Genomic DNA, 17050 nt, shown 5'->3' on the forward strand with positions numbered 1-17050 from the left:
ATCCACATAAATCATGACAGAACAAGAAATACTCGAAAAAATGGATGTTCTCAAATCCAAACTTACCGGAAATATTTTTGAGGACGGAGAAGTGATGCAGGAGATTTATGAACTTAAGAAAATCTTGCGTCCTGAGATTGAGACCAACCCCGAGTTGGATGACTTCGATGACGAAGGATGTTTGTATTGTGGAAGCTGATACAAACCCACCAGTTGTTAAACATAAAACCTGCTGCCGGAAATGGAAAAGAAGAAAGGCGTTGCAATTTTAGGTTCTACAGGTTCTGTAGGAACACAGGCATTGGAAGTAATAGCCTCCTTTCCGGATCAGTTTGAACTGGTTGTTTTAACAGCAAATACAAATGCAGATCTTTTAATTCACCAGGCAAAAAAATTTCAGCCCAATACCGTTGTTATAGGAGATGAACAGCGATATGAGGAGGTAAAAAATGCCCTCTGGGAGGATGATATAAAAGTATATACCGGAGCCGAAGCATTACAGCAGGTTGTGGAAATGGGAGAAATTCAGATTGTACTGACTGCAATCGTTGGTTTTGCCGGACTTTACCCAACACTTCGGGCAATAAATGCAGGCAAGAATATTGCCCTTGCAAACAAAGAAACACTGGTTGTAGCAGGAGATCTGGTTACACGAAAAGCCAAAGAAAAAGGGGTGTCTATTTATCCGGTGGATTCAGAACATTCAGCTATTTTTCAGTGTTTGGCGGGAGAATACCACAACCCGATTGATAAAATATACCTTACCGCATCAGGGGGACCGTTTTTAGGTAAGAAGCGAAGCGAATTGGAATCCGTTTCTGCTGAAGAAGCGCTAAATCACCCAAACTGGGACATGGGCAACAAAATCACAATTGATTCCGCAACCATGATGAATAAAGGTTTGGAAGTGATAGAAGCCTATTGGTTATTTGGGCTAAAACCCGAACAGATAGATGTCATGGTGCATCCGCAATCGGTTGTCCATTCACTGGTTCAGTTTAGTGATGGATCTATTAAAGCGCAGATAGGTAATCCGGATATGAAACTTCCCATACAGTATGCACTTACGTACCCGTATCGTTTTCCGGGAGAAACACCTCGTTTTGATTTTATGCAATATCCCAACTGGACATTTGAAAAGCCGGATAAAGAAACCTTCAGAAATCTTCAACTGGCGTATGATGCACTTGAAATGGGAGGTACAGCACCATGTGTACTTAACGCAGCCAATGAAGAAACGGTGAAGCTCTTTCTGGATGGGAAAATAAGTTTTTTACAGATTGCAGAAATAAACGAATCAGTGTTACGGTCGATAGAAACAATTATTTCTCCTGATCTGGAGGATTATAAACAAATGGATGCATTAGCCCGCGAGAAGGTATTAAAAGGGCTTTTTAGCTAGAAAAATGCCCGTAACTCAACACCACCAGTGTGTATCGCTTTATTTTCTTCTGATTTTCGGCCATTATACCGCAATGAAAGCTGTAAATTTTTACCGATGTTACGCTGATAGTTTATTCCCCAGGTAAAATTGGTCCCGGGTCGCAACGCTTCAAGCATTTCGAAACCTACAGAACTATTAAAATCTCCGTTAAAACGAATACCTATTACATTAAAATTACCTGATAAACTTCCTTTTTCTGCCTGATTATAGCGTATTTCTAATCCAATATCATGAATTACTGCTTTTTCAAGATTTCCTAGCGTATTGTTTTTTTCCTCACCCCGGTAGAGCAGAGAAACCCGAAACGCAGTATTGGGTTGATAAATAAGCTCGGGTTTAAGCTTAACATAATTGATAGCAAAATCCCGACCGCTTGTATAATCGGCCTCGGATCTTCTTTCTCCTAATTCGCCACTCAGTTTTAATGTAAACTTCCGCTTTATATTCCATCGGGCATTCAATTGATGATACCTATTGGAACGTTGGTCAAAACCGTTTGCCAGAAGAATTTTGTTGTTGGTTGACAGGTAAGTATAATCCGCACCAAAAATCTGATTGGTTCGATTAAAGAAAAAAGTGTTTCTTAATGAGGAAGAAGCTGAGATGAGGTTTGTGTCAACAGCAGAGGAAATAAAAGGATTAAATGCATCAGCTCCTGTTTCGCTGTCGGTTTTTCTTGAAACCCGCAATTGTGTTTGATTGGAAAAGCGCGACAGTAACTTTAAAAAACCTTTTTTTCGTCCCCAGACACGCTCGGGCTGAAGAAATAAACTTTGACTAAATTCATTAGTAAATGTGCGAATATACTGGTCGGAAGGAGTAAATATGCGGACATAGTTGGCCTGATCTTCATAGGCAGCGACCTCAAATTCATTCAGGTCTTTTACACCATCACCATTATAATCTATCCAGGTATAGACACCACTTCCTGCGGCAACTTCAACATAAATGAACTCCCGTTTCAATTCCAATCCGCTTCCTACTTCGTAAAAGGTAGAACTCCTGATGGCACCTTTCCACACATTCAGGTTGTATTCTATTCGTCCTAAGAGTGTATTTTCCGGTTTCTGATTGATCAGGTTCGTATCACGTATTTCCAGCATACGGTAGTTTACCAGTGTCCGCAACTGAGAATTTGGATTACTGATCCAGTCGAAACTTCCTCCCAGATTTCGTGCTACAGCAGCATTCGCCAACCGGAAGGAATCACTAATTTGATCATCCCGTTGACGGTAGTAGATTTTAAAATTGTTTTTAGCTGAATCAGCCTGCATGATATAAAATTGCCAGTCGATAAACTGATAACTGGTTTTGTCCAGCGTATGTATTCCGTTTGTCGGTTCAACCTGATTGTATTCGTGTTCATCTTTAAATCCGATACGCACTTTCCAGATCGTTTGCGAAACATCGATCATGTGTCGGGCAAACAGTGAACTTTTTAAACCGGTTGTACTTACAACACTGCTGGTCCAGTTAGCAGAAAACCCACGGTGTTTCCAGTCGCCGTTTAGTCCGCCCTTAAACCCGGTAAAATTGTTACCCCAGGCAAATGTTTCTCCTACAATTCCCACAAATCCTTTTTGGAAACGTTCAAAACGCAGATCTGTGTTCCCAATAAACTGATAGCCCGAAAGCTGTTCATTCAAAACGTTCCAGTCACGTTCAAATTCGGCGGTTCGGAAACGTTCAACAGGAACAAAATTTTCACCGATAAATTCTATTCCCGTATTGGACTTAAAAGACCATTTTGCACTACTATCACGACTGAGCGGATTATCTGTTACCAGTCGTACTTTTGCCCCGACAGATTCATTGTCTCCCCGATCCAGCTTTGAAAAGGTATTAATATCATTGTTCGTATAAGATACTTCTGAGAAAAGCTGCATCTTTTTTCCTAGGTTGATTTCAGCTCCTGCCGTTATCATTTGCCGCTTTTTAGGTGTAATGATAATGCGAACCGGCTCATAATTTCCCTGTGGTATTCCTCCCACTGGAGCGACCCATTTGTACACTCTTCCTGAGGCAGTAAACCGATCAAAGACGTAGTTTCCTTTGTTTTCACCCACCATACTGAAAGAGGGAGAGAAAAAGGCAGAATCAGGGCTGACTGAAAAAACCAGTACGGAATCATATCCAAGGCTGTCGGTGAGCGCATACATCACCTGATTATCCCGAAAACCGATACTATCAATTCCATAGATCAATGCTTTATCCAGACTGTCACCAATTGTAGACAGGTAGAACCGTTGCTCGGGAGATAAATCCTGTTGTATGGTTTGGTTTTTCGCATCCTGTTCTGAATATGCGTTTAACCAGGCTTTCATTTTTGGTCCGTTGTATTCAATTCCCCCGTTAAAAAGCGATCGGGCATAATTCTGATCCGAATACTGAAACTCTACAATAATCCGGGAATCTTTATTAATAGGTTGGCGCGGAGTAAATGTTATCTCAGAAGTGTTGTAGTTCATTACATAATCGTATTCCTGTCCTCGTTCCAGTTCCACGCCATTAATAAAAACGCGTTCGGTACCTGCCAAAACAATAATGAAGCTTTCATTTTCTGCACCCCTCAGACGATAAGGTCCCTGATTTCCTTCTACCCCTTGTATTTGCTGACGGTTAAACTTACCTTTAGAAAAGGCACCCCCTCCGTAAATTTTCCATGATTTTGTTTTTTCTTCATCCAGAAAAGAGCGATATTCCCCGGTTAATCCCTGTGCTCTTTTGTTATAGGTCATAAAATAGCCGGTAGGTTTCTTTAACCAAAAATCTCCGGCAATTAACTTGAAATCGTCATTGTATAACTGGATAAATAATTGGTCAAACTCCTGAAGCTTATTTGTGTTTCCGTCTGCCTGAATAGGTATGTTATCGTCGGATAGTGAGGCCATCAGTTTAAGATTGGGAGAAATGTCACCGGATAGCTGCATATTCAATGTAGAATTTACCGATAAATTCTGAGCATTCCCAATATTAATTCCCCGGGAAATACTTCCGGACTTTTTAAGACCCGAACCTCCGAAAAAATCCTCTGTTTGAGGCTCGGCACCATAAAGAAACGGGTTTTCCAAACCGGGTTTTGCATTATAAACAATACTTGTATCCTTATGGAATGCAGGGGAGTGCAGGTTGAAATCAAATACTCTGTATTCTGCTAAAAGAGTGTCTTCAAAATGAGTCAGTAAACGGACAGCATTTTGTGTAGTATCGATTTCATAAGCAACTTTTTCTCCCGAAATTGTTGTTAAAGAAAAAGAAGGCCAGTAAATTGTAAGTGAATCCAATGTATAAAGCGAATCTCCCGCAACAATGGTTTTTGTACGCAGTGAATTCTCCTGAGCTCCGGAAAAAAAAGCCGGGCACAAAAATAGGAAAAGCAACAACCGATATATAGTCGTAATTCTCAACAAAGCTAAGATACAAACGTACGGAGAAAGAAAATGTTATGACGAAGAAATAAGCAGAATGAGTGGGTTAATAGTAGCTTAACACAAACTAAAAAACAGCGTAACTTCGTTTACGCCTGATTTGGACACATTTGTTCTTAATTTGTTGGTAGATGGGAGACCATTATTTATATCTTGTAATACTACTGTTCGTTCTGGCAGTAATTGATCTGGTAATAGGAGTCAGTAATGATGCTGTAAACTTTCTTAATTCTTCTCTTGGCTCCCGCGTTGCCGGAAGAAAAGTAATTCTGTGGATTGCTAGTGCAGGTATCTTGTTGGGAGCCCTGAGTTCGGGCGGAATGATGGAAATTGCGCAAAAAGGAATTTTCCACCCGGATAAGTTCTTCTTCGATGAGATTATGGTCATATTCCTGGCAGTAATGCTTACGGATATTATTCTGCTTGATTTTTTTAATACGTTTGCGCTTCCAACATCCACAACGGTATCCATCGTTTTTGAGCTTTTAGGTGCAGCAACAGCACTGGCGATGTACAACGTTATAACCGGAGGAGAAAGCCTCTCAGAACTTTCAGAGTATATAAACGGAAGAAATGCACTGATCATTATTTCGGGAATCTTTCTTTCTGTTCTTATTGCTTTTTCAGTTGGTTTGCTTGTACAGTATGTCTCACGTCTGATTTTTACCTTTCACTATGAATCTGTGAATAAACTGGTCGCACCTTTATTTGGTGCGGTTGCCATAACAAGTATTACGTATTTCTTGTTGGTAAAAGGGCTGAAAGGAGCCGGGTTTATGAGTACGGAAGCGAAAGACTGGATTTCCGGCAATAAATTATTAATTGTTGGTTTAAGTTTTGTTTTCTGGACAATTGTAAACTTTGTTCTGGCTGTGTTTAAAGTAAACGTACTTCGTGTAGTTGTACTTATGGGAACATTTTCTCTGGCAATGGCTTTCGCCGGAAATGACCTTGTTAATTTTATCGGCGTAGCCATCGGAGGACTTACCAGCTATGAGGCATATATCAGTAGTGGGATAGACGCAGTTCAGCTCAATATGGAAGTGTTAAATAATCCGGTTAAGTCTAATACGATTGTGCTTTTTGGGGCAGGAGTTGTAATGGTTTTTACGTTGTGGTTTTCACGAAAGGCAAGGTCCGTTACGGAAACAGAAATCAATCTGGGCAGACAAGGATTAGGAGCAGAGCGGTTTAAACCGAATACCTTATCCCGGATTCTGGTCCGTGGAGCAATTTTTACAGGTAAGTACACTGGTAAAATCGTTCCTGAAAAGATTAGGGAAGATATTGAAGAGCGGTTCTACCCGAGACAGAACGAAATCGATCCCCCTGCATTTGATCTTGTACGAGCGTCTGTAAACCTGATGGTGGCGAGTTTGCTTATTGTCATAGCTACCTCCTACAAACTCCCTTTATCGACAACGTATGTTTCGTTTATGGTTGCAATGGGAGCCTCTCTTGCAGACAGAGCGTGGGACAGAGACTCTGCTGTTTTTCGGGTTTCGGGAGTTATTCACGTAATAGGAGGGTGGTTGTTTACTGCAATCCTTGCGTTTTCAGCAGCAGCCCTTTTCGCTATTATTATTTTGAAAACAGGTGTATATGGTATTGGCGGATTGGTATTACTGGCTTTTTTCTTGTTGCTGAAAAATACGTTGAGCCACAGAAAAAAAGTACAAAACTCGACTCAACGCCAACGACCATTGTTCCTGATGCGCAACCCTTCGGAAGAAGTCCTGTTTAATGAAAGTAAAAATGAAGTCCAGTTTACACTGAATCTCGTACGTAAAACCTATAAACAATCTATTAAGGGGCTGTTGGACGAAAACAGAAAGAATCTACGAAGAGCGAAATCGAAATCAGATGAAATAAAAGAAATTTCAGATGATTTGAACAGGGCCTTTTTATATCACGTGCAGGCGAGCAAACATAAAGAAACGATTCACATGCAGTTTTTTATTTCGGTGATCGGTCAGGTTCAGCATTTGTCTGTAATAACATCAAAACTATCCGAAATATCATCTGAGTATGTTGAAAATGAACATACACCGCTGAAGAACGAATTTAAAAGAGATTTGGAAAATCTGGAAGAAGCGATTCGTGATACGTATAAACTTCTGGATGATGCCATTGATAAAAACAGCATACGATTACTGAGAAAATCCGTTGAGCAAATGCGGGAGGATACGGTCAAAATACAGAAATTGATCATCCGTGTATTTAATCATGATAACCAGCAAATGAGCCCCCGGTTAAGTTACCTGATTGTCTCAATCTATATCCGTACAGTGGATATGATTAATGCATCTATTCATTTGGCAGATTATTACTTGGAGTTTCTGAAAGCTATTGATGAAAGTAATGTTCCTGAACTGAAAGAAAGTTAGTTCTGCTCTTCTGCTCTCTTCCGTTCTTCTTCCGAGCTCATTAACTCACGGGTACGTTTATCATATTTTCCTTTCAGGTCATCTATTACCGAGCGTTTCCACAAGGGTGTCCCGACAAAATAAGAGGTTCTTCCAATGAGGTGTGCACCGATAGGGGCTGTCAAAAAGAGGAATATAATAATGGCCAGTGCCCGTGTGGTGGTAGAAACCTCAAAAAAATACAGTGCTGTACCGGCTAACAACAGACCGACACCTAATGTAGCTGCTTTAGTAGTAACAGAAATACGCAGGTACAGATCCGGCATACGTACGAGCCCGATGGCAGCAAGCAGGATAAAAAGAGTCCCCAGCGAAATAACGACAATCATGAATAACTCATTCATTTTTTTTTCTTTTTTCAAGGTAATAAGAAAAAGCAACCGTACTCAGGAAAGCTATGAGCGCAAGTATCATAGCAATATCGAGAAACGTTTCACGCTTATTGACAATACTATAAACAGCTATAATACCGATCCCAATGGTTATCAGTAAATCCAGTGCAACAACCCGGTCTGAAAGACTGGGTCCGATGAGAAATCGGATGAAAACCAAAACCCCGGATAAACTCAGGATAGGTATAATAATATAATGGATATATTCTTGTAAAGTCATCGTAGAATTGCTAATAATCGTTTTTCAAAACCATTTTTGATACTCCGGATAAACTTCTCTTTATCCTCAATATACATAGCGTGTACGTATAACACTTTCCGGTCGTGAGAAACATCCAGACTAAGCGTTCCGGGAGTAAGTGAAATTAAATTTGCCAACAGAGTAATTTCGAGATTACTTTTAGCATCTAAAGGAACTTCGACGATTCCGGGTTTCATATAAAATTTCGGAGTCACAACATCGGCGGCAACTAAAATATTTGCCCGGAATAATTCGTAGAGAAAATAAAAAAAGAAACCTATGATCCGGGGAGCAAGGTAAAAATATTTATTGCTTTTATTGGTGTGACTAATAACCCATAAAACGAAAAAGCTGAGAATAAAACCAAAGACAAAGTTAATTACCTCCAGACTTCCGGTCAGAAACATCCAGACAATTGTGAGTATTATATTTAATAAAAACTGTATTCTCATACTACTTAAGGATTAATGGTTTTGAAAACAGCCTGATAGTATTGTTCGGTATTTAATAATTCGTTAGAAATACGCTCAGCCAGAATCTGAATGTGCTCGGCCCCGAAACTGATATACAGAGTCACTAAACTCAATAAAACAATGGGAACAATAAAGGCCGCTTTTTGCTTAAATGAATACGTGTTAAAACCATTTTCGGGAAATTTATCCGGTTTAGGTTTGGCTACAACCTGATTCCAGATTCGGGCAATTATAAACAAGGTAATAAAACTTGCGAAAATCATAAACGCCAGCATGGTATAATTTCCGGTAGAGAGAGAAGCACCAAAAAGAGAAAGTTTTGGCCAAAACCCGGACAAGGGAGGGATTCCTACAAGAGCAAACAGGGGAATTGCAATCAGTAGAGAAATCTTTGGATAAGCATTGAGTAATCCACCCATTTTTTCGAGCTTACTGCTTCCCATAATAGAAGAGGTAAGTCCACTAATAAGAAACAGGTTGGATTTGATAATTATATCGTGGAACATATAGAAGACAGCACCGATTAAAGCAACTTGCGAATTCATACTTAACCCGGCGATCATGAAACCAATGTGACAGATAATGAGATACGAGAAAACCTTGATGATATCTTTTTGAACCAAAGCGCCTAAACCACCACTTAATAAAGTAAGTGCAGCGGTAACCATAATCAACGTTGAATTAAACTCATCCAAATCAAAGATCAAGGTAAAAACCCGGATAAGTGCATATACGCCCACTTTGGTAAGAAGACCACCAAATACTGCCGAAACGGCAGCAGGGGGAGCATGATACGAAGCTGGTAGCCAGAAATAAAGAGGAAAGACGCCTGCTTTTATTCCAAACCCGGTAAAAAAGATAATAGCAATCAATTGTACAAGCCCTTTGTTTTCTATCTGTGGAACAATCACAGACAATTCAGCCATGTTCAACGAACCGGTGATACCATATAAAAGAGCAATAGCTGTCAGAAAAATAATAGACGCCAGCATATTGAGCGTAAAGTACTTTACTGCTCCTTCAATTTGATGATGACGCCCGCCCAACGTAAGAAGAACAAAGGAACTGATGATGATGATTTCAAACCAGACATACAGATTGAAAATGTCGCCTGTAAGGAAGGCTCCTGTCAACCCCATAATCAGAAGATGGAAAATAGGGAAATATCCGAATTTGATTCGCGAAGAAATAACCTTTTCACTGGAATAAATAGAGGCAGCAAGCGCAACAATATGAGTAAGGACAACCAGCGAAGCACTGAATGTATCTGCTACCATGGTAATTCCGAAGGGAGCAGCCCAGTTTCCGGCCTGTAAGGCAGTTGTTCCGTTTAACCAGATAAAAACGAAAAGAGAAACAGCAAGCAGTAATCCAAATGAGCTTGATAAAATACTCAATAAACGCTGCGTTTTAGGGTTTCTCCAGAAAAACATCAGGAGAATTGCAGTGATTGCCTGGTAAAGGATGGGATATATAATAAAGTTTGTTGTCATTCTATTTTGTCTGTTGTGTTCATTTGATCCAGGTCATCGGTTTTGACTACCTGATATGCCCGCTTAATTAATACGATTGCGAAAGACTGCAACCCGAAGCTGATGACAATCGCTGTTAGTATCAAGGCCTGGGGAACAGGGTCGGCAAACCCTTCTGCAAGAACTTTTTCATCTCCCGATATAATAGGAGGGTTTCCCTCAACCAAACCACCCATCAGGAAAATAAGAAGGTTGATAGCATTTCCCAGTAAAACCAGTCCGATAATAAGCTTTACAAGACTTCGGCGGAGGATAAGATAAATCCCCGCTGCGTATAAAACGCCTGTTAATATTGCAAGTATCAGTTCCATAAAACGTTATGCTGATTCAGATATGGTAAATATGATAGTTAAACTCACTCCGATAACGACAAAATAGACGCCTATATCGAAAAACAAAGGACTTCCGATCATTCCGATTACAGGAATAGGATCTTTAAACCAGACTCCTGTCATGAAAGGGAGTTGTTTTAGTACCATGGGAGCAAATCCACTTCCCAGGCTGAGAGTTAACCCGGCGGGAATAAAAAACCCAGGGTGCACACGCAGTAAGTTTTTTGTGTTGGACAAACCATTGGCAAAGGCATGCAGAACAAATGCAATGGACGCAACCAACCCTCCGATAAATCCTCCTCCGGGCAAATAGTGTCCCCGGAGTAAAACAAACACGGAGAACAGCAACAACAAAGGGAGCAGATAATTGGATGCTGTTTTTAATATAATACTTTTCATATTCTATTTTTCACTTTTCTTCAATCGTAACTTCAATAATCCGAAAACTCCGATGGCAGCGATAGACAAGACCGTAATTTCTATTAAGGTATCAATTCCCCGGAAATCAACCAGAATAACGTTTACAACATTTTTTCCTTTTGCTTTCAGATAGGAGGACTCCGCATAAAACTCACTGATCAGACGGGCCGGTGATTCGTTCATTACTTCAAGAGCAAGCAAAGTAATCAACGCACCAAATGCCAATGAAACAACACCGTCCCGGATTCGTAACCGGTTGTTTGTCAGCTTCAGATAAGGAGGAAGTCGATACAAAACGAGTACAAACAATATAACTGTCAGCGTGTCTATCGTGAATTGGGTCATGGCAAGATCGGGAGCACTGAAGAATACGAAAATGAAACACATGGCGTAACCCACTACTCCCAGTCCGGCAACAGCTGCCAGTCGCGATTTACTGAATACTGTGAAGATGATGGCAATAAACATAATCGAAACGACTACTACTTCTCCCCATTCCAAAGGAGTCCAGATCAATTGATCCAGATAAGTGAGTGGGCTTCCGATCAGGTGATAAATCAGTGCACCGATCAATGCAACTATAATAATGAGAACGTAGTTTCGTAAATGACCATTTTGAGCGGTCCGGGTCCAGAATTTAGCTGCTTTTTCAAACAAAATAGCTGCTTTAAGTAGAATCGTTTTGGGTGCAATCGGCTCAAAACGGGAAATAAAAGTTTCTTTCCCGGGGTTTAATTTCCAGAAGCGATATAACAGGATTGCCAAAAGAATGGTACCACCACTAAGCAGAAGAACAAGGTTAAATCCGTGCCAGATTTTCAAGGGATGGAAGTCCTGCCCCCCCGTCACCTGATAGGCTGGGATAACAATTCCCTCCAGTAATCCGGGGAAAAGCCCGAATACAAGGCTTCCGGCAGCCAGAAGTACAGGAGGAAACCAAAGTACAGGAGAGGGTTTCGCAACACTTTTCTCGGGTTTGGGTCCGGTAAAAGGCTTAATTCCAACCGCAAATCCTGCATAACCGAGAAGAAAATTAGTAAGCACAGCAACAACCGTTGTCCAGATCATAGTGCTGTGCAACGTTCCTTCGTAAATGAGATCTTTACCAATAAAACCGATAAAAAGCGGAATTCCCGCACTGGAGGCAGCTGAAACAAACCCGGCAATAGCAACGGGCCACATGAAGCTGCGTAAACCTGATAACACAGTCAGATCCCGCGTACCTGTTTTATGATCTACAATTCCGGTTACAAGGAATAATGCAGCTTTGTATAAAGCGTGAACAACAATAAACACAAGAGCTGCACTTAGCGCATAACTATTCCCTAATCCAATCAGAAAAACCAGTATTCCCAAAGCACTGATGGTAGAATAGGCAAGTACTCCCTTCATATCCGTTCTGAAAAGGGTGTGTATAGCAGCATATACCATTGTGATGGCTCCGAAAAGAATAAGTACGGGACCCCACCATTCGTTAAGCGAAAAATGTGGAGAAAAACGGAGTAAAAGAAAAACACCGGCTTTTACCATCGTTGCCGAGTGTAAATACGTTGATACAGGAGTCGGGGCTTTCATTGCTCCGGGAAGCCAGAAGTGAAAAGGAAATTGCGCTGACTTGGTAAACGCAGCAACTAAAAGGAAGATCAACAATAGAATCGCGGATGTGCCTGTACCAAAAACCTCTGTCATTTCTGCCATTTCACTAATGCGCGAGGTGCCGGTAAGACCTTCTGAGAAAATAGCAAAAGAAAGCAGAAAAAGACCACCAAAACCAGTAATGGCAAGTGCTGTCATTGCGGACTTTCTGGAGCCTTCCTGGCTGTTGTTAAAACCAATTAAAAAGAAAGAGCTTATACTTGTTAACTCCCAGAAAATAAACAACAGAAAAACGTTATCGGAAAGAACCAACCCAATCATGGAGGCCATAAAAAGACTCAGATACGCATAAAAACGGGAGAGTTTTTCATGACCTTTCAGATAATTGGAAGTATAAAAAAACACGAGTGTTCCCACACCGGTGATCAGCAACAGAAATAAAGTTGAAAGCCCGTCAATTCTGAAATTCAGATCAATACCAAGAGAAGGAACCCAGGAATAGGTAAAATCAAAGACCTCTCCGGAAGCTACTTGTCCTGTAAAAGAAGCAAAGTAAACAAACAGAATCAGAGGTAATAAAGCGAAAAATTTCGCCGTCTTTTCAACCAAAAGTTTTTTGGAAAAAGCAAAAACCGGGGCGAGAATAAAGCCTGCCAGTACAGCTGCAATCATCAGGGGTACATTTTTTCGCTAATTTAAGGTTTATCTGATAGAAAAAGAAGAATTTCGGCATGTGACTCTGTTTCCGGGTGCCTTTTATAAAAGGATTATGTTAAAACGCCAGCCAACTTTATTTCTTATCTGTTCGTCATGAAAGCAGTTAAAGAACCCAAACCAAAGTTGTTATAAACATACCGAAACACATGATTTATGAATTTACAAAGCCGGATATTGTTTTTAAGTTTTTTACTGATGTGTCAGGTTTCTGCCCAGGTAACCGCAAATTTTTCGGCCTCTCCGAGAAGTGTTTGTGTGGGTGAACCAATCAACTTTACGGATCTTTCTTCTGCTTCCGGGGGCTCCATTTCTTCCTGGTTATGGAATTTCGGAGACGGAAATACATCAACGCAAGCCAACCCGACTCATACCTACACCGCAGCCGGGAATTACAATATAACGCTTACGGTTTCAGACGGATCTGTTTCTGTTGCAGAGGTAAAAGCAAATTTTATAACGGTACATCCGCTACCTGCAGTTAATTTTCAAACACCTTTGTCCGGATGCGAAGTACCCTATTCTCCTGTGTTTTCAGCTGTTCAACCACAAGGAAATTACACGTATGCGTGGGATTTTGGAAACGGACAGACCTCAACTTCGGCTGCTCCTTCGGGAATTGTGTATAATCAGGCAGGCAGTTATGAGGTCAACCTGAGTGTAACAGCAACAGAAACAGGTTGTCAGAATGATTTGACGCAAACGATAACAGTTGCTCCCTTTTCAGCGGAATTTCAGGTTAGTGGACAACAGGTTTGTTTAGGCACAGCAATTTCTTTTACAGATATTTCCTCTGGTTCTCCGGATACCTGGTCCTATGATTTGGGTAATGGAGCAGTATCATCCAGTCAGAATCCGGTGTATACGTATCAGAACCCCGGTGTGTATACGGTTATATTAACAACAGGTAATACAACGACGGGTTGTAATGATACCTACTCTATGGAAATAGAGGTCTTTGATCGTCCCTCTCCTTCATTTGACATCCAACCGACACACGGATGTTCACCTCTTACTGTCCAGTTTACCAATACCTCTCAACCTTCCGGAGGAAGCTTTGAATGGAATTTCGGAAACGGACAAACTTTTTCCGGTGCCAATCCGCCGGATCAGGTGTATCCGAATAACGGGACCTATTCTGTTACACTCCAGCAGACGGATGAAAATGGGTGTTCCTCTACAGTAACGATGACGGATTTGATAGAAGTTTCGCCACTTATTGTCGGTTTTGAAGCGGATATACTGGAAGGCTGTGAAGAGCTTCAGGTGAATTTTACGGATACGTCATCTTCTCCGAACCCTATTGATAACCCCATTACATCCTGGCAGTGGGATTTTGGTAATGGTAATACGTACAGTGGACAAAACCCGCCTCCGCAACTGTTTTCGGAAGGAGAGTATACCATTACATTGGTCGTCTCTACGGATGGCGGATGTCAGGAAACAGCCATTACACAGGACTATATTCAGGTAGGAGTTCCTCCACAGGCAAGTTTTACTTATACGCCGACATCTGAATGTGCCAAATCTGACTTCGAATTTGAGAGCACAGTCACTGTTCCGGTTCCATACGATGAAGAGGACATACGGTACGAGTGGGACTTTGGAGACGGAGGGACGGCAACTGACCCAAACCCTACGTATACCTATCCGATTGATACAGGTTATTTTGATGTACAGCTGATTGTTTATTTCAGAGGCTGCCCAGATACGGTAGTGACAACCGATGCGGTTTATATCATTGCTCCCATTGCCAACTTTTCACCGGAAAGCATGTTGTTTTGTAATGAAACATTACCACTGGAGGTTGATTTTAACGACCAGGCGATTCTGGGAACCGTTAATGATGATGTGGAAATGATCTGGGACTTCGGAGACGGAAATGGAACAACCTTTCTTTCGCCTGCTATTTTTTCAGGATCAGATCAGGGCTCTACCAGCAATACATATACCAACTATGGTACGTATTTTATCAAACAGGTGGTTCATAATTATACTACCGGGTGTTCGGATAGTATAACAAGAGAAATTAATATTTCTCAACTCATTCCGGATATTGCAATGTCGGACGATACAATATGTCGCTTGTCTTCAGTCTTTGTTTCTAATAATTCTACAACATCCCATCCGATTATTAATGTGGTTTTTGATATGGGCAACGGAACAGTTGTACAACAGGGAAGCGTGAACGAACTCTACCAAAATTCAGGAGCTTACGATATTAGTATGCAGGTAACCAATAGCGCCGGTTGTACGGAAACCTATACACATGAAGACTTTATTGTCCTACAGGAACCAACGGCACACATTTCTCCGTCGCAAAGTGCGGGGTGTGTACCCTTGACCGTATCATTTGGCAACACTTCTCAGGTGCAGGGCAATGGTGTCCCTCTGGCGTCATTTGAATGGACATTTGAAGATGGAAGCCAGCAAACCACCAATGACCAGTCACAGAATGTGTCCTATACATTTACTCAGAACGGAACGTATACTACGACAATGGTAGCAACCGATGCCTATGGCTGTGTTTCCGACCCGGTTTCTGTTACGACAACACTTACATCTCCTACGGCTGCCTTCGATGCTCCGGAGGTTGTTTGTAATGAAGCTCCTTTTTCAGCGATTAACCAGTCTACAGATTATGTGTCTTCGGAATGGTTGATTAACGGACAGAGTGTTTCGGTAACGGATGATCTGGAAAGCTTTTTTGCTATTGAAGATACGGGTCAGGTAGCTACCACCAACACGATTGAGTTAATTGTAACAGATCAGAATGGATGTACGAACAGCACAACAGCTACTATTATTGTTTCCATTCCGCAGGCTGAAGCAGACTTTTCTTTCACAGGATCCAATATAAACGACGAAGGAGAGTTTGTTTGCCCCCCCGTTTTTGCCGATTTTACGGATGAGTCCGGCTCGTATGGGGCAATTACACAGTGGAGCTGGACTTTTGGGGACAATAATGCATCTACACTCGAAAACCCGAGTAACACGTATGTTTTTGCAGGGACATATTCGATCTCTTTAGCGGTTACGGATGAATATGGTTGTTCGGATGAGGTGATATACGAGGACATTCTTGTGATCGGGGGACCTTCAGGGGTTGTGGAATGGACAAGTGTTGGTACACTTTGTGAACCGGCTTATTTGTTTACTCCTTCCGAATTGGTGAACGTGGAAACAATTACCTGGCAAATGGGAGACGGGGAAGTTGTAAATACGCTGGAACCTTTTGAATATACATATTCATTACCCGGAACGTATTTGCCACTCGCCATTATTCAGGACGGAAATAATTGTTCGGTGGAATACCCCATGCCACCGATTACTGAGATCATTACACCGGTAGTAGCTGATTTTTCAGTTAATCCGCAGGAAACGGATGTATACGAGCCGATGAATATCTTTGATCAATCCTACGGAGGAACCGGGGGGCTGGTAAACTGGGAGTGGTTGTTTGGTTCGGATTCCTTTTCTACGGAAACAGGAGGAGGGTTTTCTTACGAATGGCAAAAACCGGGGTATTATACCATCCAGTTAGTTGTAACAGATGCACTGGGTTGTACGGATACTACGTCTGTTCCGGTAATTATTAATGCAGATTTGTACATACCTAATGTATTAACAGCAAACGGAGACGGAATAAATGACCTTTTTGTGCTCAAAGAACCTGTATTTACTTCATACGACATTGTCATTCTTAACCGATGGGGAAATGTTATGTACGAGGCATTTGATCAGGATGGTGTATTATTGTGGGACGGAAAGAATAAATCCGGGGAACTGTGTTCGGAAGGGGTGTATTTTTATAAACTGATAGGCACGCAATATGATGGAGTAGCGGTCAACGAGCATGGATTTTTGACATTGGTTCGTGAGTAACCGATCTACAGGGTAAATTTATTTTAAGAAATAATTGCACGTAACGACAATTATCGTAAATTTGCATGCCCTAAACAACAATTATGTTGTTACCCCGCCCGGGTGGCGGAACTGGTAGACGCGCTGGATTCAAAATCCAGTTCTTTCGGGAGTGCGGGTTCGATTCC

Annotated in this window: 12 protein-coding genes; 4 read left to right on the top strand and 8 right to left on the bottom strand. The window is 41.4% G+C overall.

The window, feature by feature from the left end:
- The first annotated feature begins 13 nt into the window (after positions 1 to 13).
- Positions 14 to 199, top strand: coding sequence for a hypothetical protein (locus AC4PL9_RS11255; RefSeq protein ID WP_343784279.1), 186 nt, complete (start codon positions 14 to 16; stop codon positions 197 to 199).
- A 42-nt stretch (positions 200 to 241) separates the two neighbouring features.
- Positions 242 to 1402, top strand: a complete 1161-nt coding sequence (locus AC4PL9_RS11260; protein WP_491604853.1) for a 1-deoxy-D-xylulose-5-phosphate reductoisomerase — start codon at positions 242 to 244, stop codon at positions 1400 to 1402.
- Here AC4PL9_RS11260 and AC4PL9_RS11265 read toward each other — a convergent pair.
- Positions 1399 to 4824, bottom strand: coding sequence for a DUF8818 domain-containing protein (locus AC4PL9_RS11265; RefSeq protein ID WP_491604854.1), 3426 nt, complete (start codon positions 4822 to 4824; stop codon positions 1399 to 1401). The two genes, AC4PL9_RS11260 and AC4PL9_RS11265, sit on opposite strands and share 4 nt — an antisense overlap.
- Positions 4825 to 5003: 179 nt before the next feature.
- Between AC4PL9_RS11265 and AC4PL9_RS11270 the strand changes: the two genes are divergently transcribed.
- Complete coding sequence (locus tag AC4PL9_RS11270) at positions 5004 to 7259, top strand: inorganic phosphate transporter (protein ID WP_491604855.1); 2256 nt, start codon at positions 5004 to 5006, stop codon at positions 7257 to 7259.
- Here the strand turns inward: AC4PL9_RS11270 and mnhG are convergent.
- The 7 genes from mnhG to mbhE are packed head-to-tail and all read right to left on the bottom strand — an operon-like array spanning position 7256 to position 12956.
- Complete coding sequence (gene mnhG, locus AC4PL9_RS11275; RefSeq protein ID WP_491604856.1) at positions 7256 to 7642, bottom strand: monovalent cation/H(+) antiporter subunit G; 387 nt, start codon at positions 7640 to 7642, stop codon at positions 7256 to 7258. The two genes, AC4PL9_RS11270 and mnhG, sit on opposite strands and share 4 nt — an antisense overlap.
- Entirely contained in the window at positions 7635 to 7910 is a 276-nt protein-coding gene (locus AC4PL9_RS11280; protein WP_343784289.1) for a cation:proton antiporter, read from the bottom strand. The genes mnhG and AC4PL9_RS11280 overlap by 8 nt, the downstream gene beginning before the upstream one ends.
- Positions 7907 to 8383, bottom strand: coding sequence for a Na+/H+ antiporter subunit E (locus AC4PL9_RS11285; RefSeq protein WP_491604857.1), 477 nt, complete (start codon positions 8381 to 8383; stop codon positions 7907 to 7909). Before AC4PL9_RS11285 ends, AC4PL9_RS11280 begins: the two co-directional genes overlap by 4 nt.
- A 5-nt stretch (positions 8384 to 8388) precedes the next feature.
- Positions 8389 to 9897 (bottom strand): proton-conducting transporter transmembrane domain-containing protein, encoded by a 1509-nt coding sequence (locus tag AC4PL9_RS11290; RefSeq protein ID WP_491604858.1) that lies wholly within the window; start codon positions 9895 to 9897, stop codon positions 8389 to 8391.
- On the bottom strand, positions 9894 to 10247 hold the full coding sequence (locus AC4PL9_RS11295) for a Na+/H+ antiporter subunit C (RefSeq protein WP_491604859.1): 354 nt from the start codon (positions 10245 to 10247) through the stop codon (positions 9894 to 9896). The genes AC4PL9_RS11290 and AC4PL9_RS11295 overlap by 4 nt, the downstream gene beginning before the upstream one ends.
- Positions 10248 to 10253: 6 nt before the next feature.
- Positions 10254 to 10667, bottom strand: coding sequence for a Na+/H+ antiporter subunit B (locus AC4PL9_RS11300; protein WP_343784297.1), 414 nt, complete (start codon positions 10665 to 10667; stop codon positions 10254 to 10256).
- A gap of 3 nt (positions 10668 to 10670) precedes the next feature.
- Positions 10671 to 12956 (bottom strand): hydrogen gas-evolving membrane-bound hydrogenase subunit E, encoded by a 2286-nt coding sequence (mbhE, locus tag AC4PL9_RS11305; protein ID WP_491604860.1) that lies wholly within the window; start codon positions 12954 to 12956, stop codon positions 10671 to 10673.
- Between the two features lie 198 nt (positions 12957 to 13154).
- Here mbhE and AC4PL9_RS11310 point away from each other — a divergent pair, with 198 nt between their 5' ends.
- A complete protein-coding gene (locus AC4PL9_RS11310) occupies positions 13155 to 16883 on the top strand; it encodes a PKD domain-containing protein (RefSeq protein ID WP_491604861.1) in 3729 nt (1242 codons plus the stop codon).
- Positions 16884 to 17050: the final 167 nt, after the last annotated feature.

Source organism: Wandonia sp. (assembly GCF_984588085.1).